Source organism: Streptomyces sp. SYSU D01066-1, assembly GCF_054956795.1.
The window spans coordinates 28,470-55,352 of the sequence record NZ_JBUDHV010000041.1 but is presented as its reverse complement, the minus strand read 5'-3'; the positions used below and the strand labels follow the sequence as shown (position 1 = coordinate 55,352).

Genomic DNA, 26,883 nt, shown 5'->3' with positions numbered 1-26,883 from the left:
GAGGCCGCCATGGACGTCAAGGACGACGCGACCACGGCATCACCCACGCCCACCGGCACCCCGCCCCGGCCGGTCAGCCGCCGGCTGCGGATGATCACCCTCATCGCCACCTTCGGCGGACTCCTCTTCGGCTACGACACCGGGGTCATCAACGGCGCCCTGCCGTACATGACCGACGACCTCGGCCTCACCCCCGTCACCGAGGGCATGGTCACCAGCTCGCTGCTGCTCGGCGCGGCCCTCGGCGCCGTGGCCGGCGGGCGGCTGTCCGACGCCCGCGGGCGCCGACGCACCATCCTCCTGCTCGCCGTGCTCTTCTTCGCCGGAGCGCTCGGCTGCACCCTGGCCCCCACCACCGAGGCCATGATCGTGGCCCGGTTCCTGCTCGGCCTCGCGGTCGGCGGGGCATCGGTGACCGTGCCCGTCTACCTGGCGGAGGTCTCCCCGGCCGAACGCCGCGGCGCCCTGGTCACCCGCAACGAACTCATGATCGTCAGCGGTCAGCTGCTCGCCTTCACCTGCAACGCGATCATCGCCCGCATCGGTGGCGAGTCCGGCGGCGTCTGGCGGTACATGCTGGTCATCGCGACGCTCCCGGCCGTCGTCCTGTGGTTCGGAATGCTGGTGATGCCGGAGAGCCCGCGCTGGCTGGCCCACCACGGCCGCTTCGACGAGGCGCTCGCCGTACTGCGGCAGGTCAGGGCCGAGGCACGGGCCCGGGACGAGATCGAGGAGGTCTCCGCCCAGGCCGCCGCCGAGGAGCGGGAGAAGACGGGCGGCTGGCGGGACATGCGCACCACGCCGTGGCTGCGCAGGCTGATGCTGGTCGGCTTCGGCATCGCCATCGTGCAGCAGCTCACCGGCGTCAACACGATCATGTACTACGGCACCCAGATCCTCACCGACGCGGGCCTGGCCTCGGACAGCGCCCTGACCGCCAACGTCGCCAACGGTGTCATCTCGGTCCTCGCCACCTTCGTCGGCATCTGGCTGCTGGGCCGCGTACCGCGCCGCCCGATGCTGATGACGGGCCTGCTCGGCACCACCGGTGCCCTGCTGCTGATCGGGGTCTTCTCCCTGACGCTGCCGGAAGGAACCGGCCGGGCGTTCGCCGTACTGGCCATGACCGTCACCTTCCTCGCCTTCCAGCAGGGCGCGATCTCCCCGGTGACCTGGCTGATGCTGTCGGAGATCTTCCCGACCCGGATGCGCGCCTTCGGCATGGGCATCGCGGCGGTGGTGCTCTGGCTGACCAACTTCGCCATCGGCCTGTTCTTCCCGTCCCTGGTCGCCGGGATCGGCATCTCCGCCACCTTCTTCCTGTTCACGGTGGCCGGCCTGCTCTCCCTGGCGTTCGTGCAGCGGTACGTGCCCGAGACCAAGGGCCGCACCCTCGAAACCCTCGAAGCGGAACTGCGCGCCCGTTTCTCCTGAACCCCCCTCACCACCGATGGCCCGTCCCCGGGCCACGAAGGGTCATGCCATGACTGTACGTGTAGGCGTCATCGGCGCCGGAATGATCGGCCAGGACCACATCCGGCGGCTCACCGACGTCATCACCGGCGCCCGGATCAGCGCGGTCACCGACATCGACGCGGCCCGCGCCGCCGAGGTCGCGGCCGGCTGCGGAGCCACCGCGCTGCCCACCGGGGCCGACCTGATCGCCTCGCCCGACGTGGACGCCGTCCTCGTCACCTCCTGGGGCCCCACCCACGCCGAACACGTCCTCGGCGCCATTGCGGCCGGCAAGCCCGTCTTCTGCGAGAAACCGCTGGCCACCACCGCCGCGGACTGTCTGCGCATCGTCGAGGCCGAACGCGCCCACGGCCGCCGCCTGGTCCAGGTCGGCTTCATGCGCCGCTTCGACGCCGGGTACCGGCAGATGAAGGAGGTCATCACCGGCGGTGACATCGGCACCCCGCTGCTCGTGCACTGCGCCCACCGCAACCCCACCGTCCCCGAGTCGTACACCTCCGCCATGGCGGCCCAGGACACGGCCGTGCACGAGATCGACGTCCTGCGCTGGCTCCTGGACGACGAGATCGTCTCCGCACAGGTGATCACGCCGCGCGCCACGACGAAGCGGTTCGCGCACCTGAAGGACCCGCAGCTCATGCTCTTCGAGACCGCGGGCGGCGTCCGCATCGACCTGGAGGTCTTCGTCAACTGCCAGTACGGCTACGACATCCAGTGCGAGACCGTCGGTGAGCAGGGCCTGGTACGGCTGCCCGACCCGGCCGGGGTCGGAGTCCGCGCCGCGGGCCGGCACGGCACCGTGGTGCTCCAGGACTGGAAGGACCGTTTCAAGGACGCCTTCGACACCGAGTTCCGCGAGTGGATCGCCTCGGTGGCGGCCGGCGCCGAGCCCACCGGCCCGTCCGCCTGGGACGGCTACGCCGCCACGGTGATCACCGACGCCGCGGTCCGTTCGCTGGAGTCCCACTCCGCCGTCGTCACCGTCGACATGAAGCCCCGCCCCGCGCTCTACGGAGGCACCGCGTGAAGATCGCCATCGACCCGTACATGTTCCGCGCCCTGCCCATCGACGAGATGGTGCGCACGGTCGCCGAACTCGGCTACGAATACATCGAGTTGTCCCCGCGTGACGACTTCATGCCCTTCTTCCTGCACCCGCGGGCCGACGACGAGCGCGTCGCCGAGCTGAAGAAGTCGCTGCGCGCCCACGGCGTCCAGCTCTCCTCCGTGCTGCCGCTGTACAAGTGGTCCTCACCCGACGAGACCGAACGGCAGACGGCCGTGCGCTACTGGAAGCGCATGATCGAGATCACCGCACAACTCGAGTGCCCGCTGATGAACTCTGAGTTCAACGGCCGTCCCGAGCGGGCCGCCGAGAGCGAGGCGGCCTTCTGGCGCTCGATGGAGGAACTCCTGCCGCTGTTCGAACACGAGGGCATCGCGCTCAACCTGGAGGCGCACCCGGACGACTTCTGCGAGGAGAACACCCCCGCCGTCGACCTCGTTCGCGCCGTCAACAAGCCCTGGGTGAACTACCTCTACTGCGCCCCGCACACCTTCCACCTCTCGGGCGCCGACCCGAAGGCGGACATCGCGGAGATGATGCGCTACGCCGGCGACAGACTGAAGCACGTCCATATCGCCGACACCTTCAACCACAAGGGTTCCTCCGGCCTGCGCTACATCCTCAATCCCCCGGGCACCGCTGCCCGCATCCACCAGCACCTGGACATCGGCCAGGGCGAGGTCGACTGGGACGCCTTCTTCGGCACCCTGCGCGAGCTGAACTTCGACGGCGTCGCCACGGCCTGCGTGTTCGCCTGGGAGGAGCGGGCCCGGGAGTCGTCGGCCTTCATGCGGGAGCGCATCGGGAAGGAACTGGGCGCCTGCTCCACGAGATGAGGCCCGCCCCGTCGTGGGCCGCGGTCCGGCTCTTTCCGGTGGCGCCGTCAGGCGGTCGGCGCCCCGCTGCTCCGACCGCCCGTCGGCGTGAGCCCAACAGCGGGCGCTCCCGCCGAAACGGCCCGCAGACCGGTCGCGGGCGGTGCCCGGCGGGCCGGTGGTGGACCGGGGCGGCGTACGTGTCCTCAGCGCCCCGGGCCCGCCGCCGGTCCGCGGCGCTGCGCGCCCTGCACCGGGCCGGGCGGTCCCAGGGCCGGGCCGACGAGGTCACGCAGGTGGGCGCAGGCCACCGCGTGCACCCGGTCCCGCAGGTCGGGCTCGGTGAGGATGCGGGCCACATGGGTCGTGACCGTCTCGTCCCCGGCACCGGGCCGGCCGGCGATCTCCGCGTTGCCGTACGCGCGCGCCAGCAGCGGGAACACCACGTGTTCCCGCGCGGTGAGCCCGTCCGGGGCGGCGGGAACGGGCGGCGGGGTGATGCCGTCGGTGAGCCGGGAGAGGAGGCGACGGGTCACCGAGGGGCCGATCAGCGCGTCGCCGTGCTGCTGCGCCTCGGCACGCCCGCCACCGACCAGGAAGACCACTGATCCGATGCGAGCCCGGACGCTCTTCTCGGTGGTGGTCATGCTGAGGGTGCCGGTCCTCTTGCCGGTCCCGCCCTCGGGGACGAACGTGAGGTCCAGTGACTGCCCGGACGCCCAGTCGCTGTCCGCGGCGGGCAGGTGGAACCTCATCTCCACCATCGACGGGCCCAAGGGGGAGGGCACCGGCACGCTCGAGGACATCACCGTCCTGGAGCAGCCCGGCCCGCCGCTCGCGCCGGGCTGGAGCGTGTGCGCGCTGCCCGTCGTCGGGCTGGTCGTCTTCCCGGTCATCGTCTGGCGGCGGCACCGCCCGGCCGGGCAGGCGGCCGTCCTCCTGGCGTGACCTCCCCGCGGGAGCGGTGACGCTTCGCAGTACCCCCGTCGGCGCTTGAGCCGGCGGGGGAGCTCCGCGGTGTCCCGGCGCGGGTCAGTCCAGGCCGTGGCCGTCCGTCGTCAGGGACCGGGCGAGTCGGTCGAGGTAGGCGCGGTAGTCGGCGACGAAGTCGAGGCGGCCCTGCGAGAGGGCCCACTGCACCTGGAGGCCGTCGGAGACGGCGAGGATCTCCCGGGCCACCTGGTCGGGGTCGGTGCCGGGCCGGAGCCGGCCGGCGGTGAGCGCCCCGCGCAGCCCCGTGGCCAGGGCGCGGGCGGCCCCCTGGTAGCGGGTGGTGAAGAAGGCGTGGGCCGGGTGGGCGGCGTCGGTCGCCTCCACGGAGAGCCGGGCGAAGAGTTCGATGAGGCCCGGTTCGGTGAGGTTGTGCGCGGCCAGTGCCAGCACGGCGCGCAACTGCTCGCGGACGTCGTCGTGCGGCACGGTCCCGTGGACCTTGAGGTAGTTGCGCTCCTCGCGGGCCTTCAGCACCGCCATCAGCAGTTTTTCCTTGCTGCCGAAGTGGTGCGTGACCACGGTCGCCGATGTCCCGGCGTCGGCAGCGATCGCGGCGAGGGACGAGTTGAGGTAGCCGCCGCGGGAGAAGCGGGCGGTGGCCGCGTCGAGGATGGCCGCGCGCCGGGCGTCGGCCGCCGCGTACGTCCCCGTGGACCGCCGTCGCCGCTTCGTCCGGCCGGTCGGCTCCTGGGCCACGGCCGGCTCCGCACTGTTCTCCATCGGCACCAGCGTAACGATCCGTGGAGTGTGACCCGCGCCGCCCAGTAAAATTATTGGCCACGTTCAATTTTTATTCTACTGTTCACGCACCGCTCGCCGTCGTGCTGGGTCTCGAGCCGCTGGAGCGCGCCGTGAACGACCGTCCCGACGCCGTGAAGCCGCCGTCGGCCACGCGGACTTCCGCGCCGCCGCCCAGCGCCGCTCGGTCACCGTCCGCGAGCCCGGCCCGCTGCCACCGGACCCGGCGGCCCGCGCACCGTGGGGCGAGGCCGTCGCCGAGCCGGCCGCCGCCGACCCGTCCGTGCCGCGTCCGGGCACCCCTCACGAGCCCCGGCCGGGCCGCTTCGAGTCCTTCTTCCACACCGGCCGACTGGACTACCCCGAGGAGCGGCCCAAGAAGGTGTTCGCCCTGCTCGGCACCGTCCCCACCGCCGTCGCCGTCCATCCGGAGCGGCCCGCCGTCCCCCCGGGGGACCCGCCGGCCGCGGCGCCGGGCCGCCCGCCGTCTACGGCGCGGCGGACACCGCCCTCCTCGACGTGGTCCACGGCCGGGCCCGCCCGAGGGCCGGTTTCCCGTCCGGTTCCCGTGCTCAGTTCCCGCGCTCTATGCGGGAGACGGAGGTCGGCCGGCTCAGGAGAACGCCCCCGCACCACTGGCAGCACTGAACCGTCGCTGCCCCACCCCACCGACCGGCGGAACACGTCCGCCGGCCTACGGGAGGAAGCGCCCATGCCGCCGGTCAACCCCCCGACCAGCCCCGCCGAGCAGCTCCAGTGGCTGGTCGACCGTGCCGCGATCAGCGATCTGCTGATCGACTTCGCCCGCGCCCTGGACGACAAGGACTGGGCGGGATACGCCGCCAACTACGCCGAGGACGGCGTCCTCGCCATCGCCCCGGGCATCTCCCACACCGGCCGGGCCGGTCTGGCCGAGTTCGTCGCGGGCAGTCTCGGCCGGTACGCGGGCACCCACCACCTCAGCACCAACCACGCCGTCACCGTCGACGGGGACACCGCCACCACCCGCTCCTACCTGGTGGCCGCCCACGTCCTGGACGCCGACGACCCCTTCCGGCACGCCGACGGAGCCGGCTGGTACCTGTGCCGGCTCCGCCGTACCCCGGAGGGCTGGCGGTTCACCCACGTCACCCTGGAGATCCGCTACCTGTCGGGTGAGCCCCTCATCCACTGACCGTGGCGGCCCACGCCGCAAAGGTGCGGGCGAACTCCTCCGGCACCCGCTCCGGGGCGGCCACGTGCCTGCCCGACAGGACCCGCGTCCACGGCCCAGCGCCGACGCGAACCTGGTGAGGGACGGCACGGAGCGGTGGTCGTCCGGGCGCGGACGGCGAGGGTGTGGCGGTGACGTGCCGGCAGGCGGTCCTCCACGCGGTGGCGGCGGACCGCCTCGTGCCCCTCCCCGACGCGGTCCAGGACGGTGAGCGCGTCGCGCGCGTACCGGTTCAGGGCCGCCTTCTGGCCGGCGCGGCAGCGACCGCACGGCTCGCCGCCCGCTGCGGGCCGTGCGGTCGCCCGCAGGGGTCGGCTACGGCGACATCGGGTCCGCCTCGTCGGCCGTGGTACCGCTCACCTCGGTGCGGCGGTGGGCATCCGGCGTGGGACGGCGGGCCGGCCGGCTGCCCATCGAGGACACGGCCCACGGGATCAGGCACCCGCACAGCCGCATCGCGCTGCGACCCGGATGGTCGTCCGCCGGCCGGCCACGGCGCCTCCCGCGCACTGACCGGGTCCGCTCAGGGCTGTCGGGGACGTGCGGTGGGACTCGCTCAGCCCCCGGACCCGTCGGCCATCCGCCTGCCGACCCGGGCGGCGGTCTCACGCAGCCAGATGTGGGCCGCGTCGTGGGTGTGCACCGGGTGCCACCACAACGCCTCGCTCAGCGACACCGCCTCGTAGGGCGGCTCCACCACGCGGACGGCGGCGAGCGGTGCGAGGAGCCGGGCGAGCCGGGCCTGGACAAGGGCGATGCGCCGGGTTCCGCTGACCAGCAGCGGCATGAGCTGGAAGCTGTCGACGGAGACCTCGACGCGGGGCTCGATGCCCAGCATGCCCAGTTGCCGGACGGCCGGCGCGTCGTAGGTGCGCTGGTAGGTGACCCAAGGCAGCCGGGCCAGGTCTTCCCGGGTCAGCCGGTCACCGACGGTCGGGTGGTCGTCGGCGACGAGGAAGACCCACCGGTCCCGGTAGAGGTCGGTGGCCGGGAAACCGTTGATGACGCCGTGCGGCATCAGCAGGCCGTCGGTGGTGCTGAGCAGGGTGTCCGTGGCGTCCACCACGGCGGTCGGCGTCTGGGCGAAACGCAGCCTGATGCCGGGGGCCTCCTGGTGCACGACCCGGGCGAGTTCGGCGCCGAAGACGGCGACCGCGTAATCGGACGCCACGAGTTCGAACTCGCGGCTCTCCCGGGCCGGGTCGAAGTCCGCCTGGCTGGCGAAGAGACGCTCGAGCAACTCGTAGGCGGTGGACGCGCGATCGAGGAGAACCTGGCCGAGGGCGGTCAGTTCGTAGTGGCCGCCGACCCGGGCCAGCAGGTCGTCGTCGAAGTGCCGGCGCAGCCGGGACAGCGCGGCGCTCATCGCCGGCTGACTGAGCCCGACGCGCTGCCCGGCGCGGGTGACGTTGCGCTCCTCCAGCAGTGCGCGCAGGGCGACGACGAGGTTGAGGTCCAGGCGACTGAGATTCACGGTGACTTTCCTAGCTGTCCGGTGCTGAGCTGCGCGAATTTGCCTCATGGATGGCCGTCATCCACAAGATCTATTTCCCAGATCGCGGGTGGCGCGTCCAGATTAGTGCCATCGCAATCAGGAGGACATGTCCGTGAAACCTGAAGCCGCGTCCGCCCTCTTCGCCGGACCCTTCGCCCTGGCCACCCTTTCCGCTCCCGAGGGCCCCGCCTTCCCCGCTCTTGTCACTGCCGACGCCCAGGTGATCGACCTGCGGTCCGCCCTGGGCGACGCCGCGTTGAGCATGCGGGGAGTTCTGGACGGCTGGGACGCGGTGCTGCCCCGGCTGACCGCGCTGGCCGACGCCGCCGGCCCCGTAGTCGGGACCTTGGCGGAGTTCCGGACGCACGCTCCGGTGGAGCCGCGCCAGGTGTTCCAGTCCGGGGCCAACTACCGGCAGCACGTGATCGATCTGCACGTCGCCCACCGGGCCCCGGGCGACGACCGGCCGGAGGCGGAACGCCGCGCGGAGGCCGCCGAGATCATGGACCGGCGGGCCGCCGAGGACCTGCCGTACGTGTTCATCGGCCTGCCGAGCGCGATCACCGGTCCCTACGACGACGTGGTGCTGCCGTCCTGGGCCGAGAAGCCCGACTGGGAGCTGGAGCTGGCCGCGGTGATCGGCCGCCCGGCCCACCGGGTGTCCGTGGAAGAGGCCCTCGGCCATGTCGCCGGTTACACCATCGCCAACGACCTCACCGACCGGGCCACCGTGTTCCGCCGGGACATGCCGCAGATCGGCACCGACTGGCTGCGCAGCAAGAACGCCCCGGGCTTCACCCCGCTCGGTCCCTGGATCGTGCCGGCCGCCTCGATCGCGCACCCGGACGACCTTCGGCTCACGCTGAAGCTCAACGGCGAGACCATGCAGGACGAGTCCACCAAGGACATGATCTTCGACGTGGCGCGGATGGTCTCCTACGCCTCCTGGACCGCCCGGCTCCTGCCCGGCGACCTGGTGCTCACGGGCTCCCCGGCCGGCAACGGCATGCACTGGGGCCGGCTGCTGCGCGACGGCGACGTCATGGACGCCGCCATCACCGGGCTCGGCGCCCAGCGCACCCGGTGCGTGGCGGAGGCGGCTCGATGACGCCGGACCGCACCGATCCCGAGGGGGCGATAGCGAAGGCCGCGAAGGCGTGCTCGAACTGGGGCCGCTGGGGCGAGGACGACGTGCTCGGCACCCTCAACTTCCTCGACGACGCCAAGCGCCGCGAGGGCGCCGCACTGGTCCGGCGGGGCGTCAGCTTCTCCCTCTCCCAGCGCTTCGACACGGACGGCCCGCAGAAGGGCTGGCGGCGGCGCACCAACCCGGTGCACACCATGCTGGACACCGGCACCGACGCCGCGCTCGGCAACCAGGGCTTCCCGCACGGCATCGGCGGCGCCGACGACGTGATCGCGATGCCGCTGCAGTGCTCCACCCAGTGGGACGGGCTCGGGCACATCTTCGACCACGGCAAGGCGTGGAACGGCCGCCCGGCCGAACGGGTGGTCACCTCCGACGGCGACCTGGTCACCGGCATCGAGCACATGGCCCCGCACGTCGCCGGACGCGGGGTGCTCCTGGACGTCGGCCGGGTCGTCGGCGAGGACGGGCAGCTGCCGGACGGCTTCGCCATCACCGAGGAGCACCTGGCCGCAACCGTCGAAGCACACGGGGTGGCCGTCGGCCGCGGCGACATCGTGCTCGTGCGCACCGGCCAGCTCACCCGGGTACGCCGCGACGGCTGGGGCGACTACGCCGGCGGTCCCGCCCCCGGTCTGTCGTTCACCACGGCCGGCTGGCTGCACCGCACCGAGATCGCCGCGATCGCCACCGACACCTGGGGTTTCGAAGTCCGCCCGAACGAGTTCGAGCACGCCTTCCAGCCCCTGCACCAGATCGCCATCCCGCACATCGGTCTGCTGATCGGCGAGATGTGGGACCTGGACGCCCTCGCCGCGGACTGCGCCGCCGACGGCGAGTACGCCTTCTGGCTCACCGCCGCGCCCCTGCCCATCACCGGCGCGGTCGGCTCACCCGTCAACCCGATCGCCGTCAAGTAAACAGAGGAAAAAGGGAGTTCCCCATGCCCCAATCCCGCAAGATCCTCGTCATCGGCGGCGGCGCGGCCGGCAACGCCGTGACGATCCTGCTGCGCCGCGCCGGATTCGCGGTGGACCTGGTCGAGGCCAAGGACGACTGGAACGCCACCGCCGGCTCCGGCATCACCCTCCAGGGCAACGCCCTGCGGGTCCTGCGCGAACTCGGTGTCTGGGAGCAGGTGCGGGCGTCCGGGTTCGGCTTCGGCTCGGTCGGCATCACCGCCCCCGACGGCACCGTCCTGCACGTCCAGGACGACCTGCGCACCGGCGGCGACGACCTGCCCGCCGCCGTGGGCATGCGACGCCCCCGGCTCCAGCAGATCCTCATCGACGCCGTGCGCGCCGGCGGCGCCTCGGTCCGGCTGGGCACCACCGCGGAGATCCTGGACCCGGACGGCGCCCGCGTACGCCTCTCCGACGGCTCCGAGCACCGCTACGACCTGGTGGTCGCCGCCGACGGCCTCGGCTCCGCCACCCGCGCCGCGATCGGCATCACCGCCAAGCCCGAACCGACCGGCATGGCCATCTGGCGCATCGCGGCCCCGCGTCCGGCCGGTGTCACCCGCACCGACCTCGCCTACGGCGGCCCGGCCTACATCGCCGGCTACTGCCCCACCAGCGAGGACACCATCTACGCCTACGTCGTCGAGGACAACCGCGACCGGGCCTTGATCCCGCCGCAGTCCTACGCCGACGAGATGCGCCGCCTGACCCGGCACTACGGCGGATTCTGGCCCGAGATCACCGAGCACATCACCGACCCGGCGAAGGTCAACTACACCTGGTTCGACCGGATGCTGGTGGAGGGCTCCTGGCACCGCGGCCGGGTCGTGCTGGCCGGGGACGCCGCACACTGCTGCCCGCCCACCCTCGCCCAGGGCGCCGCGCTGTCCCTGGAGGACGCCTGGGTGCTCGCGCAGATGCTGACCGACACCGACGACTGGGACGACGCCCTGTTCCAGGCGTACTACGAACGGCGGATCGCCCGGGTCCGCCCGGTCGTGGAAGCCTCCGTGCGGATCGGTCAGTGGCAGCTCGACGGGGTGCGCGACGCCGATGTGCACGGTCTGATGGGCCGGACGATGACGATGCTCCGGGAGCTGCCGTGACCGCCGTGGCCGCGCCCACCGTGGACGTGCACGCCCACGTCCTGCTGCCCGAGGTCGAGGCGCTCGTCGCCGGACTGCCCGGACACGCCGAGGCCAAGACGCTGGACGCCCGCCGCAACGGCTCCGAGGCCCTCGCGGTGAGCGGGCCGATGGTCCGCGACCGCGTCCGGCTGCTCACCGACGTCAGCGCCCGGCTGGCGTCGATGGACGCGCAGGGGGTGGACGTGCAACTGGTCAGCCCCTCGCCGTCGCACTACCACTACTGGGCGGACGAGCAGACCGCGGAGAAGGTGTACCGGCTCGCCAACGAGGCGACGGCGGCGCACTGTTCGGCCGCCCCCGACCGGCTGCGGGGCCTGGGACTCGTGCCGCTCCAGCACCCGGAGCCGGCGGTGCGGGCCCTCGACCACGCCCTGGAACAGGGCCTGCTCGGGGTGGAGATCTCCAGCCACGCCCCCGGCCGGGAGCTGTCCGACCCGGACTACGCTCCCCTGTGGGCGCGGGCCGAGGAGACCGGGGCACTGCTGTTCCTGCACCCCTTCGGCTGCACCCTCGACGAACGCCTCGACCGCTGGTACCTGTCCAACACCGTCGGGCAGCCGGTGGAGAACGCCGTCGCGCTCTCCCACCTGATCTTCTCCGGTGTGCTGGACCGGCACCCCGGTCTCAAGGTGATCGCCGCGCACGGCGGCGGCTACCTGCCCACCCACATCGGCCGCTCCGACCACGCCTGGACCGCCCGCTCCGACGCGGGCGCCGGCTGCGCGCACCTGCCCAGCAGCTACCTCAAGCGGCTGTGGTTCGACTCGCTCGTGCACGATCCGCACGTCCTGCGGGAGCTGGTCCGGGCGGCCGGCGCCGACCGGGTCCTGCTGGGCTCCGACTTCCCCTTCGACATGGGCAGCGAGGACCCCGTCGGCGCCCTGCGCGCCGCCCGCCTCACCAACTCCGACTTCCACGCCGTCCGGGGCGGCAACGCCGCCGCCCTCCTCCGGAAGGACTGACCATCATGCGCCTGCTGACCCACCTGCGGCACGTCGACCTCGCCGTGCCCGACTACGACAAACAGCTCGACTTCTACGCCGGCGTCTGGGGCCTGACCAAGATCGCCGAGGACTCCGGCATCTCCTTCCTGGCCGCCGAGGGCTCTCCCGAGCAGTACGTCGTCCGGCTGCGCAAGGCCGAGGAGAAGCGCCTCGACCTCGTCTCCTACGGCGCCGCGTCCGCCGCCGACGTCGACACCCTGGCCGAGCGGCTGCTCGCGGGCGGTGTCCAGCTGATCTCCCGGCCGGGGAAGGTCGACACCCCCGGCGGCGGCTACGGCTTCCGCTTCTTCGACGTGGACGGCCGCACCATCGAGGTCTCCGCCGATGTCCAGGTGCGGCAGCACCGCAAGATCGAGGAGAAGGAGTCCATCCCGGTCAAGCTCTCCCACGTCGTCCTCAACTCTCCCGACCTCGGCCACACCCGCGAGTGGTACGAGCGCCACCTCGGCTTCGCCCTGTCGGACACCCTGTCCTCCCCGCACATGGGCGAGGTCATGCACTTCATGCGGATCAGCAGCCAGCACCACTCCATGGCCCTGGCCAAGGGTCCGCACACCTCCCTGCACCACGTCTCCTTCGAGATGCGCGGCATCGACGAGTACATGCGGGGCTCCGGACGCGTCATCCGGGCCGGCTTCAAGAAGGTGTGGGGCCCGGGCCGGCACATGGCCGGCGACAACACCTTCACCTACTTCCTCGACCCGCACGGCAACACCGTCGAGTACACCACCGAACTGGAGTGCCTGGACGAGGACACCTGGCACCCCCACGTCTACGACTTCTCCCAGCCCGAGGTCACCGACCAGTGGGGCACCGCCAACCCCATGAACGAACTCGTCGCCAAGGAGTCCTTCAACGACCCCGACCGCGGCGTCTTCGTCGCCCCGCCGGTCTAGGGGGGCTTCTGACGGATTCCCGCGGCGTCACGACGCCCGGCACGCACTCCCGCCGCACGGTGCGGCGGCGGGAGTGCGCCGCGTGGTCCTCAGCCACGTGGCGCCGGCCGGTTTGGCCCGGTTCCCCGGCCGCGAGCGGGCCGCGGCGACCCGCGCCTGTGCCCGCGGGACCGGCGACCGGGGCCGCCTCGCCATAGGCCCCGACCTCATGCGCATCCCCCTCGACCGACCACCTCGCCCAGGAGTCGCATCATGCGTTTCGCCGCCTACGAAGACCGCCACCGTCACCGCGTGGCCGTCGTGGAGGACGACGGCACCCTGTACCCGCTGCCCGGTGTCACCTCGCTGACCGCCCTGCTCGCGCAGGCCGACGGACTGCCCGGACTGCTCGCCGCCGGCCACGCCGCCCTCGACGTCCCGCCGGGCCCGCACGTCTCCCGGGTACGGCTGCTGCCCCCGCTGCGGCCCGCGTCGGTACGGGACTTCGTCACCTTCGAGGAGCACGTCGAAGGCGTACGCCGCTCCGTCGACGGTGTCGCCGGGGTCCCCGAGCAGTGGTACGCGGCACCGACCTTCTACTTCACCAACCCGCACGCGATCTACGGCCATCGGGACGACATCCCGGTACCGCCCGGTTCGGCCGTGCTGGACTTCGAGCTGGAGGTGGGTGCGGTGATCGGCCAAGAGGGCCGCGACCTCACCCCGGCACAGGCCCGCGAGCACATCGTCGGCTACACCGTGTTCAACGACTGGTCCGCCCGTGACCTGCAGGGCGCCGAGATGAAGGTCGGGCTCGGCCCCTGCAAGGGCAAGGACACCGCGACCACCCTGGGCCCGTACCTGGTCACCGCCGACGAGCTGGAGCCCTGCCGGGACGCCGACGGTTTCCTGCGGCTCGCGCTGACCGCCGAGGTCAACGGCGAGAAGGTCGGCGAGGACCTGCTGTCCAACATGAGCTGGACCTTCGAGGAGATGACCGCCTACGCCTCGCGCGGCACCCGCGTCGTCCCCGGTGACGTCCTCGGCTCCGGTACCTGTGGCAACGGCGGCTGCCTGGCCGAACTGTGGGGCCGGCACGGCGAGCGGACACCGCCGCCGCTGAAGCCGGGCGACACCGTCACCCTCACGGTGGAGGGTCTCGGCACCCTGGCGAACACGGTCGTCCCCGGCCTGGACCCGGTGTCCCTGCCGGCCGGCCGGCGGCGCGGCCGGGAGCGGCCGTGAACGACGGTCCGCACCCGAAGAGGCTGCTCGGCAAGGTCGTCGTCGTCACGGGCGCCGCCCGCGGACAGGGCGCCGCCGAGGCCGAGACCCTCACCCGGGAGGGCGCCCGGGTCATCGCCACCGATGTGAGGCCGAGCGCCGGCTGCCGCCGCCTGGACGTCAGCAGCGGCGAGGAGTGGGCGGAGCTGGCCGCCGAACTGCGGGAGACGTACGGGCAGGTGCACGGCCTGGTGAACAACGCGGGCGTCACCTGGCGGGCCCGGGTCGGCGACGTGCGGGCCGAGGACTTCGAACGGGTGCACTCGGTCAACGTCACCGGCCCGCTGCTCGGCATCCAGCACCTGAGCCCGCTGATGCCGCCGGGCTCCTCGATCGTCAACGTCGGGTCCTCGGCCGCGCTCACCGCCCACTACCCGGTCGCGTACACCGCGAGCAAGTGGGGGCTGCGGGGCCTGTCGAAGACCGCCGCGCTGGAACTGGGCCCCCGCGGCATCCGCGTCAACACCGTCCACCCCGGTTACATCGAGACCGAGATGACCGCTTCCGCCGACCCGGCGTTCCGCGCGGCCAACCTGCGGGAGACCCCGCTCGGGCGCACCGGCACCGTGGCCGAGGTGGCGCCGCTGGTGGTGTTCCTGCTGTCGGACGAGTCGTCGTTCATCACCGGCGCGGAGATCCCGGTGGACGGCGGTCTGACGGCGCACGGCGGGGTCAAGTCCGTCTCCGACGCACTGCGTCCGGAGGAGTCGTGAAGCGGCTGGAGGGCAAGGTGGCTCTGATCTCCGGCACCGCCCGCGGCCAGGGCCGGGCCGCCGCGATACGCTTCGCCGCCGAGGGCGCGCTCGTCGTGGGCGGTGACCTGCTGCACGAGGGGGCCCTCGAGACCCAGCGGATCGTCGCGCGGGAGGGCGGCACGATCCTCACGCCCGGCCCGCTGGACGTCACCGACGAGGACTGCGTCGGGGCGTGGGTGGCGGAGGCCGTCGACGCGTTCGGCGGCGTCGACATCGTCCACGCCAACGCCGGCGCCGTCCGCTTCGGCGCGATCGGCTCACAGCCCTACGAGGACTTCGCGTTCACCGTGCGCGCCGAACTGGACTCGGTGTGGCTGACCGTCCGGGCCGCCTGGCCGCACCTGATGGACAGCCGCGGCTGCGTGCTGACCGTGGGTTCCACCGCGGGGCTGACCGGCTCGCTCACCAACCGGCGCACCGCCCACTCGGCCGCCAAGGGCGCGGTGATCGCGCTGACCAGGCAACTCGCCGCGGAGGGCGCCCCGTACGGCATCCGCGCCAACTGCGTGAGCCCCGGGGTGATCGACACCGAGGCCACCCGTGGCGATCTGCTCGCCGAGGACCACCCGATGCGTGACATCGCCCGGCACATCCCCCTGGGGCGCGTCGGCTCGCCCGACGAGGTGGTCGACGCCGCCGTCTTCCTGGCCTCCGAGGAGGCCGCGTACATCACCGGCGCCAACCTGGTCGTCGACGGCGGCTGGTCCACCGTCCTGCCCGGTGCCGCCACCTGAGAGGACATCAGCTCGTGAACAAGGTCCGCGCCGACGCCGCCGAGGCGGTCGCCGACATCCCCGACGACGCCTCGCTCGCCGTCGGCGGCTTCGGTCTCAGCGGCGTCCCCGAAGTGCTCATCCGTGCCCTGTACGCACAGGGCACGACCGGTCTGGAGGTGGTGTCCAACAACTGCGGCGTGGACGGCCGCGGCCTCGGCGTCCTCCTCTCGGCCGGCCGCATCGCCCGCGTCACCGGTTCCTACGTCGGCGAGAACAAGGAGTTCGCCCGCCAGTATCTGACCGGCGAGCTGGAGGTGGAGCTGACCCCGCAGGGCACCCTCGCCGAACGGCTGCGGGCCGGCGGCGCGGGCATCCCCGCCTTCTACACCCCGGCCGGCGTCGGCACCCAGGTGGCACGAGGCGGCCTGCCCTGGCGGTACGCGCCCGGCGGCGGCGAGGTGGCCGTCGCCTCCCCGCCCAAGGAGACCCGGGAGTTCGGGGGCCGGCCGTACGTGCTGGAGCACGGCATCACCACCGACTTCGCCCTGGTACGGGCCTGGCGCGGCGACCGGCACGGCAACCTCGTCTTCCGTCGCGCCGCCGCCAACTTCAACCCGCTCGCCGCCATGGCCGGCCGCGTCACCGTCGCCGAGGTCGAGGAACTCGTCGAGCCCGGCGAGCTGGCCCCCGACGAGATCCACCTGCCCGGTGTCTACGTCCAGCGCGTCGTCGCGCTCACCGCCGAACAGGCCGCCGACAAGCCCGTCGAGAAGAGGACCGTACGCCCATGAGCTGGACCCGAGACCAAATGGCCGCGCGCGCCGCCGCGGAACTCACCGACGGCTCCTACGTCAACCTCGGCATCGGTCTGCCCACCCTGGTCCCCGGCCATCTCCCGTCCGGCGTGCACGTCGTCCTGCACTCCGAGAACGGCGTCCTCGGCACCGGTCCCTACCCCACCGAGGACCAGGTCGACCCCGACCTGATCAACGCCGGCAAGGAGACCGTCACCGTGCTGCCGGGCGCCGCCTTCTTCGACTCCGCGCTCTCCTTCGGCATGATCCGCGGCGGCCACATCGACACCGCCGTCCTCGGTGCCATGCAGGTCTCCGCCCGCGGCGACCTCGCCAACTGGATGATCCCCGGCAAGACGGTCAAGGGCATGGGCGGTGCCATGGACCTCGTGCACGGCGCCCGCCGCGTCATCGTGCTCATGGAACACACCGCCAAGGACGGCACCCCGAAGATCCTCGACGAGTGCACCCTCCCCCTCACCGGTGAGAGGTGCGTCCACCGGATCATCACCGACCTCGGCGTCCTCGACGTCACCCCCGGCGGCCTCGCCCTGGTCGAGACCGCCCCCGGCGTCCGGGCCGAGGACGTCACCGCCCGCACCGGCGCCGCCCTGCGCGTGGGCGGCGTCCGAGCCGCTCGCTGACCGGCAGTCCTCACCCTCCGCCGCCGACCGGAGACGAGCGGCGTCGCGTTCGAACGCGACGCCGGCCCGGTCACCGCCGACCTGGCGCGCCTCGAAGACTCGACGGAGTCCCGGTGACGCGTCCTCCGGCCGTTCACTGCGCCGGTCGACGCGGCCGGGCGGCGCCACGGTGAGATCCACCCCGACGAGCTGTCCCGAGGACCCCGGCTGGGCAACGCCCGACAGCGTGCTGGCGGTGCCACCGGATGCCCCGTCATCGGGCGGCGCCGCACCGGCGACGCGCCGCGCCCGCCGGTCAGCGGAACCGTCCATGATGCGGTCGGCAGCAGGTCCGCCTGCTGCCGACCGCACCACACGCAGCGCTTCGAGGTGAGCGAGCCCGAGGCGGCAGCGGGTTGTTACGAGGCCGGTCCCACGGTGGGCGGTGTGGTCAGGCGGGAGCCGAAGAAGTCGACTCGGACCGGCAGCCGGCTGGTGTCGGCGATGCCGGTCACGTCGAACCCGGCCGCGATCGTGGGCAGGTCCACGGGGATGCCTGCCGAGACCAGTGGTGAATCGCCGGAGACGGGGGCCGCGTTCGTGATGTCGTCGGCCGGATCCCCGCCCAGCAGGGGGTCTTCGGTGATGCCGTCGGGGTCCGCGTCCGGTGCGGTGACCTGCGGGCCGTGGTACGCGTTGTTGCTGAAGCGGACCCCTGGGTAGCCGGTGCGGAACAGGGCGGCGGTGACGTCTGCGCGGGTGTTGACGAACACGTTGTTCAGAACGTGATGCGGGTTCTTGGCGGTCAGGTAGGTGCCGGCGCTGCCTGAGGACTCGAAGAACCCGACGGTGTTGTCCTTCAGCGGCTGTCGCGTGTTGTACATGAGGTTGTTGTGGATGACGTTCACGCCGCTGTCGCCGTGCGGGTTGACGTAGTTCCTGCCGATATCCTGGATGATGTTGTAGCGCACCACCGCCGTGCCGAAGCCGAAGCCGCACAGCAGGATGCCCTCGCCGGAGTCGTGCACGTAGTTGCCCTGGACCAGGATGTTCGTCGCGCCGCGGTCCGGGTCGATGCCGTTGGAGTCGGCGGCGTTGACGCGCGTCTCCAGTTCGGCCACCTCGTTGTTCTGGACGACGACGTTGTCCGAGTAGTACATCTCGATGCCGGAGACCCCCGCCCCGTCGATCAGGTTGTCCTCGACGGTCGCGCGCTGGACGCTGGTCAGGTAGAGCGAGTCCCAGCCGTACTGGGTGTCCCGGTTGGTCAGGTAGTTCCCCGAGATCTCGATGTCGTGGTGGGGACGCCAGTCGGGGTCCTCGATGACGGTGCCGTCGGTCGCGGCCTTGCCCGCCGCACGGTCGCCCCAGCCGGGTTCGACGTCCTTGTAGCGGTTCGTGCCCATGCCGGAGAACTGCTTGAAGGCGACGTTCGCGAAAGCGGTGTTGGCGATGACGTTGTCCTGCACCGTGATGCCGGAGAGCTGCGAGACCGTGTGCGCGTCGCCCTTGAGTCCTTCGAAGAGGATGCCGCCGGTACGCTTCGAGCGGTCGAGTCCGCTGTTGCCGATCGACCACATGACGCCGCCGACGTCGTGGACGAAGACGTCGTGAATGGAGTAGCCCGTGAGCGTTTTGGCGTTCTCCGCCTGCACGTGGATGCCGCGCAGGTCACCGGTCTTCGGGTTCTCCTCACCGGGCAGCTTTCCCTCGTTCGCGCCGGGTTCGAAGGTCGACGGGTCGAAGCCGTCGGCGACGTTGCTGATCTCGATGTTCGAGATGTCCCAGTGGGACTGGTTGGTCAGCTGCAGCACGTCATTGACGACGCCGCGGCCGTTGAGCTCGGGGGCTGCGCCTTCGCCGTAGCTCGACAGGACGATGGGCCTGCCGGCCTCACCGGAGCCCCGCGGCGACAGGAGCGAGGTCGGCTCGGGACCGATGACGTCCGTCGGCTCGCCGTCCGTCCACCGGGTGTAGTCGTAGGCCTCCTTGGCGACCTCGTTCCCCTCGGCCGACCACGAGCTGCCCGCCTTGAGCAGGATCCGGTCACCGGGACGGAACTTCTTGGCGTTGACGCGCGCGAACGTCTTCCACGCGGTCACCGGCGATCTGCCGCCTGCGGCGTCGTTCCCGCGCGCGGAGTCCACGTAGTACGTGGAGCCCCGGCGGCTCGCCGGAGCCGCGCCCTTCACGACGCGAAGAGCACCGTTCTCGACGATCTCCCGGCCTTCGGCCTCCAGGGCGCCTTTGCCGGTGTATCCGGTGAAGGAGGCGTGTGCCGGTGCCTTCGGCGGCGTCTGTGCCGGTGCCGCGGGTCCCGCGGCGATGACCATCGCCATACCGGCGAGCGGTAGGAGAAGGCGTCTCGTCGAGCGTCTCGGTTCTGTCATGACTGCTGTTCCTCTCTTCTCGCTGACGGCCTGCGGGAGAGCCGGCCTCATCCTCGGCCCAGGCCCAGGTCGGTGATGCGCACGGGGCGCCCGGTGCGCAGGCTGCGGTTGACGGCGACACCGACGGCGACACTGTGCAGCCCGTCCTCGTAGCTGGCCCGCCTCCGGAGCGGGTCTTCGCCCGCGCCGCGGAAGACGTCCACGAGCAGCAGACCGTCACCGCCGCCGTGTCCTCCGCTGTTCTCCTCGATGGGGATCTCCCGCGCGATGCCCCAGTGCTGTTGGACGACGAACCGGCTGCCTTCGGTGCGGGTACCGTCGGCGGCGGGGCCGGAGCCGGGGGCGACGCTCGGGTCGACGGCGGGGCGCGCGGGAGGCGCGTCGTCGGGAACACCGGTGCGCCAGGCGAGGAGGTCCGAGGCCGCTCCCGACGCCACGTGGGCGCGTTCGACCACCTCCAGTTCGGCCCGGCCGCGGGAGCCGTTGACGCTGACGCGGTAGCCCTCCCAGGGGCTGTGGGCGGTCAGGGAGTAGGCCATGGAGCAGCCGCCGCGGTAGCCGACGAGGACGCTGAGGGTGTCCTCGATGTCGATGTCTTGGTCGAAGACGTCGCGGTCGCGCAGGTATCCGTCTTCCGCTTCGGCGTCCAGATAGAGGCTGCGCAGGTGGTCGTCACCGGACATGTCGAACCCGTAGGGGTCGTCGGCGGCGGCGTCGCGGCCCAGGGCCGGGCGCGGACCTGCCGGGCGGCCGGCGCCCTGGTCGCCGTAGAACCGCAGGCCGCCCAGGGCGTGGACGGTGCGGGGCGTGTCGTCGAGCCACCAGTTGACCAGGTCGAAGTGGTGGGTGGCCTTGTGTACGGCGAGTCCGCCGGAGGATGACTTCTGCCGGTGCCAGCGGCGGAAGTAGTCCGCCCCGTGCACGGTGTCGAGGAGCCACTCGAAGTGGACGGAGAGCACCTTGCCGATCGCACCGTCCGCGATGACCTGCTTGAGGGCCGAGTTGCGGGGCGAGTAACGGTAGTTGAAGGTGACGGTGAGCCGGTCCTCGGAGCCGGCCGCCGCTTCCTCGATGGCGCGCAGGCCCGCCTCGTCGATGGTCAGCGGCTTCTCGCAGACGACGTCGGCCCCGGCGCGCAGGGCCGTGCGGACGGCGTCGGCGTGGGTGTGGTCGGGGGAGCAGACGATGAGGACGTCGATCCGCTCCCGGCGGAGCATCGCCTCCAACTGGTCGGGGTGGTAGTGCGCCGGGGCACGGCCGGCCGCCCGGGCCAGGGTGGTGTAGTGGCTCATGCGGGTGTCGTTGGGATCGCACCAGGCGACGGGCTCGGCCACGTCGGCGAAGTCGTGCAGCATCGCGTCGATGTACATCGAGGCCCGGTGCCCGGTGCCGTAAACGGCGTAGCGGCGTGGGCGGTTCCCGCCTTCCTGCCGGGGCAGGGAGCGGGCGGACGGGGCGGAACCCGTGAGCATGTGTGACTCCATGACATGGTGGGTGGTGCGTGGGCGTGTGATGGGGGTGTGCGCGGGACGGTCAGGAGCGGGTCAGCCTCCGGCGGAGTAGATCTTGTCCGCGGTTTCCTTGAGGAAAGCCCTGGCCGCGTCGTCGGCCGTCCGCTGGCCGAACATGACCTCCTGCCCGTACCTGGTGAGGGCGGTCTCGAAGTCACTGGCGCCCGTAGGCGTGATGGCGGGGGGCGAGCCGACCGGGCCGTTCTCGACCGACTCGACGAACGCGGCTGCCTTCCGGTCTTCCGGGGTGAGGGAGGCGCGGATCGTGTCGCGCAGGGCCGGGACGGCCGGCAGCCCGCGCTCGACTCCGAGGATTCTGGCGGCTTGCTCGTCGCCGGTGAGGAAGTTGACCAGCAGGGCGGCCTCCGAGGGGTGCTGGGTCTGGGCCGACACCGACCAGTACTGCGACGACTTGACGTACTGGCTCCTGGCTGCGCTCCCCGGGTCGGAGGGAAGGCCGACCATGGTGAACGTGTCTCCTCCGCTGGCCGCGGCGTAGGCGGAGAGCTGGTTGGCGAAGACGGGGGACATCGCGGTCTTGCCGGTGGCGAGCGGTGACTGGTCGAGGGGGAGTGCGGCGGCGTCCGCCAGTCGGGAGGCGCTCAGCGTGGCCTTGGCCTTGATCAGCCGTGTGTTGCTGTTCCAGAAGGCGATCAGGGTCTTCGCCGGCAGGGCGACACGGCCGTCGGCGCTGAAGACTTGGTCGCCGCGCTGGCGGGCGAAGATCTCCAGCACCGCCTGGCCGGTGAGCGGCATCGTGCCGGCGACCTCGCCGCCGGAGGCGCGGGCGATCTCCCCCGCGAAGGCGTCGTAGTCGTCCCAGGTCCAGGTCCGGGTGTCGGGCAGTTCGAGGCCGAGCCGGTCGAGGATCGTGGTGTTGACGGCGATCCCGGTGACGGTGACGGTGCTCGGGACCGCGTACAGGGTGCCCTTGTAGCGGCCGGTGTCGAGCACCTTCGCGGAGAGCCGGTCCCGGTCGAGGTACTTGGACTCGTCCAGGTCGAGGAGGGCTCCGCGGCCGGCGTACGAGGACAGGTAGAGCTGGTCCATCTGGATGACGTCCGGCGGGTTTCCGGCCGCCGCCATGGTGGCCAGCCGGTCCCAGTAGCCGGTCCAGTCGGAGTACTCCAGCTCGACGTCGATCCGGGGGTACTTCTCTTCGAAGAGCCGGACTGCTTCCGCTGTGAGCCGTTGCCGTTCGTCACTGCCCCACCAGTCCAGACGGAGAGTGACTGGGCCCTCGCTCAGCCGGTCGGGGCCGGTGTCCTTGCCGACCGCGCAGCCGGTGAGGGCGAGGGCGGCCAGTGCGGCGGCCAGGAGCGTGCGGGCCACTGCGCGGCCCGTGCGCTGGAACACCATGTCTCTTCCTTTCGCGATGACGGTGAGCGGGCCGCGCCCACCTGCCGCCGGTCGTGGCGATGCCACGGATGAGGTAGCGCTGGCCGAAGGCGAAGGCCAGCAGGACCGGGATGACGGACAGGACGCTCATGGCGAACAGCGACCCGTACGACGAGTCCGACTGGGCGTCCACGAACGACCGCAGGGCGACCGGGACCGTGTACATGGCGGGGTCGGTCAGGAAGATCAGCTGGGTGAAGAAGTCACCCCAGGTCCAGATGAACGTGAAGATTGCCGCGGTCGCCAGGGTCGGCGTCATCAGCGGCAGGATGATGCGCAGGAAGATCCTCGGGTGGCCGGCCCCGTCGATCCGGGCGGCCTCGTCCAGCTCGCGCGGCAGACCGCGGATGAACTGGACCATCAGGAAGATGAAGAACCCGTCCGTGGCGAGGAACTTCGGCACGACCAGCGGCAGGAAGCTGTTGATCCAGCCGAGCTGGGCGAAGAGCACGTACTGCGGCACGATCACCACGTGGATCGGCAGCATGATGGTGAGCAGCATGACCGCGAAGGCGGTTCGCTTGAAGCGGAAGCTCAGCCGGGCGAAGGCGTAGGCGGTCATGGAGCAGGCGAGCAGGTTGCCGATGACCGCGCCGAGCACCACCACCGCCGAATTGACCAGGTACGTACCGAAGGGGTGGGTCAGCGCGCTCCAGCCGTTGCCGTAGTTCTCGACGGCGAACGTGTCCAGGAAGATGCCGGAGTCGGTGAATATGGAGTCGTCCGGACGCAGGGAACTGACCGCCATCCACAGCACCGGGTACAGCGCCACGACCACCATGGCGATGAAGAGCGCGTGCCGCAGGACGGGGGAGGCGCGGCGCAGCCTGCGTCGGCGTACGGGGGCCGCGGTGGCCGGTGCCACCGCGAGGTCATGGGGCAGGTTGTCAGTCGTCATAGAACACCCAGTACTTCGAGGCCCAGAAGTTGATGGCGGTGAAGACTCCGACGATGACCAGCAGCAGCCAGGCGAGCGCGGAGGCGTAACCCATCCGGAAGGAACCGAAGCCTTCCTGGTAGAGGTAGAGCGTGTAGAAGAGGGTGGAGTCGGCCGGCCCGCCGGTGCCGCCCGAGACGACGAACGCCTGGGTGAAGGACTGGAAGGAGCCGATGACGCCGAGCACCAGGTTGAAGAAGATCATCGGTGTCAGCAGCGGCAGGGTGATCGACCGGAACTGCCGCCAGACGGAGGCTCCGTCCGTGGACGCGGCCTCGTAGTACTCACGGGGTATCTGACGCAACCCGGCCAGGAAGATCACCATGGGGGAGCCGAAGGTCCACACGTGCAGCAGGATCACGGTGCCCAGGGCGGTGCCCGGATCGCCCACCCAGCTGCGCGAGGCGACGCCGAACACCCTGAGGACGTCGTTGACCAGACCGTCGTCGCCGAAGACGACCCGCCACAGCACCGCGATGGCGACACTGCCGCCGAGCAGGGACGGCAGGTACAGCGCGGAGCGGTAGAAGGCCAGGCCGCGCAGCCCGCGGTCCAGCGCCAGGGCCAGCCCCAGGGCGACGGCGAGTTGCAAGGGCACCCCGAACGCCACGTAGCTGAAGGTGACTTTCAGGGACTGGTGCAGACGGGTGTCGTGCACCATGTGCGTGATGTTGTCCAGGCCCGTGAAGCGGGCGTCCTGGAGCAGGTTGTAGTCGGTGAAGGCCAAGTAGAGCGAGACCAGCATCGGGCCGGCGGTCAGACCCACCAGCCCGATCGTCCACGGCAGCAGGAAGACGGCCGCCGCCTTGTCGTCCCGCTTCCCCGACCGGCGCTCGGTGCGGGACAGCTCCCGCGGGCGCCGCGCGGAGGCACGGCGGAGTCCGGCGATGCTCACGGCGCGGTCCCCTCACACCCAGTGGTGCGGGGCGAGGGACGCGCGGAGCGCCGACGGGACGCGACGGGGCCTGGGGTGAGCGGTTCTCGGGTGCTCGGCACCGGATGGTCGTTCACGGCTCTCATCCTTCGGGAAGGGCAGGCTCGTCCAGCCTGGCGGGGAGGGCGGGTTGCGGGTGGAGGGAGGTGGTGAGCGGGGAAGGCGCGCGGCGGAACGGGCGGGGACGGGTGTGCCGGACCGCCGGGTGCGCTCGTGGAGCAGCGGCCGGGCAATACACCGACATGCCGCTCCCGTCGGCGGACACCGCGGCGGGCGGCCTTTGCCAGGTGCCGGCCGAGGGAGCGCTCGGCCGGAGCGAAGCCGGACAGGGGTGCGGGAATCACCGTGCTTGCGGGTCGGGGCAGTGCTCAGTGGATCGGTAGTGAACGGTCACCCGAACGCGAGGGAGACCCTAGGGGCGCTCCCATGAGCCGTCAATCCTCCGCGCATCAACCAGTGCACTCCCATGAGTGAACGATCACCAAGCGGTGAACGGAAGACGGGCGTATTGGTAGCCTCGGAGCCCGACGTGCCCCGCCCCCCAGGGGGAGCGGGTGTCGGCGGCGGGCTGTGGACAGCCCACGAACCGTGCCGCGACTGGACAGGGGGGGACCGACCGGGTGAGTGGTCAAGCGCCGACGCGGCGGCCGACGATCAGAGAGGTCGCACGGCTGGCAGGGGTGTCGCACCAGACGGTCTCGCGCTACCTGCGGTCCGACAGCACGATCAACCAGGCGTTGCAGGAGCGCATCCGGCTGGCCATCACCCAGCTCGACTACCGGCCCAACCTGGCGGCCAGGGCCATGCGCAACCGCAAGACCGGCCGGCTGGCGGTCCTCATGCCCTCCGGGACCGCGATCAGCTCCCTGGAACTGTTCTCCGGCGCCACCGAGGCGGCCCGCGAGGCCGGGTACGACGTCGAGGTCGTCATCCTGGGCGACCCCATGGAGTCCCGGGACCGTCGCGTCCTCGAACTCGCCGACTACGGCGTCTTCGAGGGCATCCTCGCCCTGACGCCGCTGCCCGCCCTCCCCGAACGGGCGCTGAGCGGCGGTATCCCCATCGTGGTCTGCGCCGAGTACGACGACCGGATGCGCAGCATCGGGGAACTCGCCGACGCCACCACGACGGCGGAGATCGTCGAGCACCTGGCGCGGCAGGGGCACCGGCGCTTCGTCCACCTGGCCGGGGACCCCGCGCACACCTCGGCCCGTTCCCGCCGCCAGGTCTACCTGGAGACGATCGCGCGCCTGGGGCTGGAGTCGTACGCCGTGCTGGAGTGCGCCTGGTCCGCAAAGACCGCGCGCCGCGGCATCCTGGACCTCCCGGCCGACAGCGGCGTCACCGCGGTGATCGGCGCGAACGACCTGCTGGCGGCCGGCGCCGTCCGCGGCGCCCTGGAGCGCGGCTGGCGCGTGCCGGAGGACCTCAGCGTCACCGGCTGGGACGACAATCCGCTCGGCGCCGTGATGATGCCCTCGCTCACCAGCGTCAGGGTCGACCACGAGCGCCTCGGCCGGCGTGCCGTCGGGCGGCTGCTGGCCGTACTGCGCGGGGAGCCGGAGCCTGCGGACGACGGCCCGATCACCCAGGTGGTGTGGCGGGAGTCGACCGCGCCTCCCGGCCGATAGGCCCTCGCGGAACCTCCCGCGGCGTCGGCCGCGGGCACCGCTCCCCGCAGCCCCGCCGGGCATCGAGCTGTCGTGGAGAAGGTCGCCGTCGCCCCGCTCCGTGCGGCCGGTCACCCGCGCGTCGTCCACCTGCACCGACCCGGCCGGGCCGGGCCGGCGACCAGAGCTCCTGCCCTACCCGCCGTCGTCGACGGCGCCGGTTTCCGCAGGGCGGATCCTGACCGCCGCACAGGAGTGGTGAACGGCGGCACCGGTCCGACCGCCTATGCGGGCCTCACCCCGATCGCCCGGCTCCAGGAAGACGAGGACCTGTTCGTGCCGGCAGCGGCGGGCGGGGTGGCACGGCGGCCGGGCGGTTCGCCGGACTGCTCGGCGCCGACGGCTCGTGGACAGCGCGGGACCGGCGGAGAAGGCCGGCCGCCTCACGCGGGACGTGGGTTATGACGCCGTCTTCGACTACCAGGACGGAACAACCGCCGCCGACCTGCTCGGCAAGGTCGCGCCAGGCGGCATCGACGTGTTCGTCGACAACGTCGGCGGCGAGCAACTGGCCGCGGCGGTGGGAGCACTGCGCGAGTTCGGGCGCATCGTCCGCGTCGGCACGACCAGCCAGTACAACACCCCTCGTACGTCGCCGCGCTTCGACTACGCGGATATCGTGGAGAAGAGCCTCCGCATGGAGGGCTGCTTGGACCGCGACTGCCGTGATGTGCGGGAAGAGCTGTACGAGTTCGCGGTGCCACACCTGAGGAGCGGGCGGCTCGCTCTGGACGAGACGGTGGTCGACGGCTTCGAGCACATCGTGGACGCGTTCCTGGGAATGCTGCGCGGTGAGAAGTTCGGCAAGATCATCGTGCGAGACCGTACGGAAGTCCCGTCCGCAAGCTGACCCGGTGCGTGCAGTACCTTTCCCCCGCGTCTGCGGTTGGAGAAGCACGTCCTGGGACCCCGTAGGCCGCCCGCCTCGCCCGACAACAA

General features: G+C 71.8%; 24 protein-coding genes and 1 pseudogene. 17 read left to right on the top strand and 8 right to left on the bottom strand.

The window, feature by feature from the left end; translation table 11 throughout:
- Positions 1 to 9 precede the first annotated feature (9 nt).
- The 3 genes from ACY1JF_RS27640 to ACY1JF_RS27630 are packed head-to-tail and all read left to right on the top strand — an operon-like array spanning position 10 to position 3,378.
- Positions 10 to 1,434 carry a sugar porter family MFS transporter gene (locus tag ACY1JF_RS27640; RefSeq protein WP_462707987.1) on the top strand — a complete coding sequence of 475 codons (1,425 nt, stop codon included), beginning with the start codon at positions 10 to 12 and terminating at the stop codon, positions 1,432 to 1,434.
- Between the two features lie 49 nt (positions 1,435 to 1,483).
- Positions 1,484 to 2,503, top strand: a complete 1,020-nt coding sequence (locus tag ACY1JF_RS27635) for a Gfo/Idh/MocA family oxidoreductase (protein WP_462707986.1) — start codon at positions 1,484 to 1,486, stop codon at positions 2,501 to 2,503.
- Entirely contained in the window at positions 2,500 to 3,378 is an 879-nt protein-coding gene (locus ACY1JF_RS27630; RefSeq protein WP_462707985.1) for a sugar phosphate isomerase/epimerase family protein, read from the top strand. Before ACY1JF_RS27635 ends, ACY1JF_RS27630 begins: the two co-directional genes overlap by 4 nt.
- 185 nt (positions 3,379 to 3,563) lie before the next feature.
- Here the strand turns inward: ACY1JF_RS27630 and ACY1JF_RS27625 are convergent, their stop codons facing one another.
- The gene (locus ACY1JF_RS27625) at positions 3,564 to 4,004 is read right to left on the bottom strand and encodes a hypothetical protein (RefSeq protein ID WP_462707984.1); all 441 of its coding nucleotides are present in this window, start codon (positions 4,002 to 4,004) and stop codon (positions 3,564 to 3,566) included.
- A 46-nt stretch (positions 4,005 to 4,050) separates the two neighbouring features.
- Here ACY1JF_RS27625 and ACY1JF_RS27620 point away from each other — a divergent pair, with 46 nt between their 5' ends.
- Positions 4,051 to 4,305, top strand: a complete 255-nt coding sequence (locus ACY1JF_RS27620; protein ID WP_462707983.1) for a hypothetical protein — start codon at positions 4,051 to 4,053, stop codon at positions 4,303 to 4,305.
- 84 nt (positions 4,306 to 4,389) lie between these two features.
- Here ACY1JF_RS27620 and ACY1JF_RS27615 read toward each other — a convergent pair whose 3' ends face one another.
- Positions 4,390 to 5,070 carry a TetR/AcrR family transcriptional regulator gene (locus ACY1JF_RS27615; RefSeq protein ID WP_462707982.1) on the bottom strand — a complete coding sequence of 227 codons (681 nt, stop codon included), beginning with the start codon at positions 5,068 to 5,070 and terminating at the stop codon, positions 4,390 to 4,392.
- A 730-nt stretch (positions 5,071 to 5,800) separates the two neighbouring features.
- Between ACY1JF_RS27615 and ACY1JF_RS27610 the strand changes: the two genes are divergently transcribed.
- Positions 5,801 to 6,262, top strand: coding sequence for a nuclear transport factor 2 family protein (locus tag ACY1JF_RS27610; protein ID WP_462707981.1), 462 nt, complete (start codon positions 5,801 to 5,803; stop codon positions 6,260 to 6,262).
- A 595-nt stretch (positions 6,263 to 6,857) separates the two neighbouring features.
- Here the strand turns inward: ACY1JF_RS27610 and ACY1JF_RS27605 are convergent.
- On the bottom strand, positions 6,858 to 7,775 hold the full coding sequence (locus tag ACY1JF_RS27605) for a LysR family transcriptional regulator (RefSeq protein ID WP_462707980.1): 918 nt from the start codon (positions 7,773 to 7,775) through the stop codon (positions 6,858 to 6,860).
- Positions 7,776 to 7,902: 127 nt separating this feature from the next.
- Between ACY1JF_RS27605 and ACY1JF_RS27600 the strand changes: the two genes are divergently transcribed.
- The 10 genes from ACY1JF_RS27600 to ACY1JF_RS27555 all read left to right on the top strand — a co-directional run bounded on the left by ACY1JF_RS27600 (position 7,903) and on the right by ACY1JF_RS27555 (position 17,125).
- Positions 7,903 to 8,904, top strand: coding sequence for a fumarylacetoacetate hydrolase family protein (locus tag ACY1JF_RS27600; protein ID WP_462707979.1), 1,002 nt, complete (start codon positions 7,903 to 7,905; stop codon positions 8,902 to 8,904).
- Entirely contained in the window at positions 8,901 to 9,863 is a 963-nt protein-coding gene (locus tag ACY1JF_RS27595; protein WP_462707978.1) for a cyclase family protein, read from the top strand. The genes ACY1JF_RS27600 and ACY1JF_RS27595 overlap by 4 nt, the downstream gene beginning before the upstream one ends.
- Before the next feature lie 23 nt (positions 9,864 to 9,886).
- Positions 9,887 to 11,011 carry an FAD-dependent oxidoreductase gene (locus ACY1JF_RS27590; protein ID WP_462707977.1) on the top strand — a complete coding sequence of 375 codons (1,125 nt, stop codon included), beginning with the start codon at positions 9,887 to 9,889 and terminating at the stop codon, positions 11,009 to 11,011.
- A 5-nt stretch (positions 11,012 to 11,016) separates the two neighbouring features.
- A complete protein-coding gene (locus tag ACY1JF_RS27585) occupies positions 11,017 to 12,015 on the top strand; it encodes an amidohydrolase family protein (protein WP_462707998.1) in 999 nt (332 codons plus the stop codon).
- A 5-nt stretch (positions 12,016 to 12,020) separates the two neighbouring features.
- Positions 12,021 to 12,953, top strand: coding sequence for a VOC family protein (locus ACY1JF_RS27580; RefSeq protein WP_462707976.1), 933 nt, complete (start codon positions 12,021 to 12,023; stop codon positions 12,951 to 12,953).
- A 252-nt stretch (positions 12,954 to 13,205) separates the two neighbouring features.
- The gene (locus tag ACY1JF_RS27575) at positions 13,206 to 14,177 is read left to right on the top strand and encodes a fumarylacetoacetate hydrolase family protein (RefSeq protein WP_462707975.1); all 972 of its coding nucleotides are present in this window, start codon (positions 13,206 to 13,208) and stop codon (positions 14,175 to 14,177) included.
- On the top strand, positions 14,174 to 14,929 hold the full coding sequence (locus ACY1JF_RS27570; protein WP_462707974.1) for an SDR family NAD(P)-dependent oxidoreductase: 756 nt from the start codon (positions 14,174 to 14,176) through the stop codon (positions 14,927 to 14,929). The genes ACY1JF_RS27575 and ACY1JF_RS27570 overlap by 4 nt, the downstream gene beginning before the upstream one ends.
- Positions 14,926 to 15,705 carry an SDR family NAD(P)-dependent oxidoreductase gene (locus tag ACY1JF_RS27565; RefSeq protein WP_462707973.1) on the top strand — a complete coding sequence of 260 codons (780 nt, stop codon included), beginning with the start codon at positions 14,926 to 14,928 and terminating at the stop codon, positions 15,703 to 15,705. The genes ACY1JF_RS27570 and ACY1JF_RS27565 overlap by 4 nt, the downstream gene beginning before the upstream one ends.
- 14 nt (positions 15,706 to 15,719) lie before the next feature.
- Positions 15,720 to 16,478: a CoA transferase subunit A gene (locus ACY1JF_RS27560; protein ID WP_462707972.1), complete on the top strand. Its 759-nt coding sequence runs from the start codon at positions 15,720 to 15,722 to the stop codon at positions 16,476 to 16,478.
- Positions 16,475 to 17,125 (top strand): CoA transferase subunit B, encoded by a 651-nt coding sequence (locus ACY1JF_RS27555; protein WP_462707971.1) that lies wholly within the window; start codon positions 16,475 to 16,477, stop codon positions 17,123 to 17,125. The genes ACY1JF_RS27560 and ACY1JF_RS27555 overlap by 4 nt, the downstream gene beginning before the upstream one ends.
- 398 nt (positions 17,126 to 17,523) lie before the next feature.
- On the opposite strand, the gene ACY1JF_RS27550 is transcribed toward ACY1JF_RS27555, so the two are convergent.
- The 5 genes from ACY1JF_RS27550 to ACY1JF_RS27530 all read right to left on the bottom strand — a co-directional run bounded on the left by ACY1JF_RS27550 (position 17,524) and on the right by ACY1JF_RS27530 (position 24,235).
- Positions 17,524 to 19,494, bottom strand: coding sequence for a right-handed parallel beta-helix repeat-containing protein (locus ACY1JF_RS27550; protein WP_462707970.1), 1,971 nt, complete (start codon positions 19,492 to 19,494; stop codon positions 17,524 to 17,526).
- A 47-nt stretch (positions 19,495 to 19,541) separates the two neighbouring features.
- Positions 19,542 to 20,966 (bottom strand): Gfo/Idh/MocA family protein, encoded by a 1,425-nt coding sequence (locus ACY1JF_RS27545; protein ID WP_462707969.1) that lies wholly within the window; start codon positions 20,964 to 20,966, stop codon positions 19,542 to 19,544.
- A gap of 72 nt (positions 20,967 to 21,038) precedes the next feature.
- On the bottom strand, positions 21,039 to 22,226 hold the full coding sequence (locus ACY1JF_RS27540) for an ABC transporter substrate-binding protein (protein ID WP_462707997.1): 1,188 nt from the start codon (positions 22,224 to 22,226) through the stop codon (positions 21,039 to 21,041).
- On the bottom strand, positions 22,207 to 23,301 hold the full coding sequence (locus ACY1JF_RS27535) for a carbohydrate ABC transporter permease (RefSeq protein ID WP_462707968.1): 1,095 nt from the start codon (positions 23,299 to 23,301) through the stop codon (positions 22,207 to 22,209). The genes ACY1JF_RS27540 and ACY1JF_RS27535 overlap by 20 nt, the downstream gene beginning before the upstream one ends.
- The gene (locus ACY1JF_RS27530; protein WP_462707967.1) at positions 23,291 to 24,235 is read right to left on the bottom strand and encodes a carbohydrate ABC transporter permease; all 945 of its coding nucleotides are present in this window, start codon (positions 24,233 to 24,235) and stop codon (positions 23,291 to 23,293) included. Before ACY1JF_RS27530 ends, ACY1JF_RS27535 begins: the two co-directional genes overlap by 11 nt.
- A 593-nt stretch (positions 24,236 to 24,828) precedes the next feature.
- On the opposite strand from ACY1JF_RS27530, the gene ACY1JF_RS27525 reads away from it, so the two are divergent.
- Together ACY1JF_RS27525 and ACY1JF_RS27520 are read left to right on the top strand one after the other, a co-directional pair.
- On the top strand, positions 24,829 to 25,905 hold the full coding sequence (locus ACY1JF_RS27525; RefSeq protein ID WP_462707966.1) for a LacI family DNA-binding transcriptional regulator: 1,077 nt from the start codon (positions 24,829 to 24,831) through the stop codon (positions 25,903 to 25,905).
- Positions 25,906 to 26,142: 237 nt separating this feature from the next.
- Positions 26,143 to 26,794 (top strand): annotated as a pseudogene (locus ACY1JF_RS27520) (zinc-binding dehydrogenase); the annotation flags it as partial.
- Between the last annotated feature and the right edge of the window lie 89 nt (positions 26,795 to 26,883).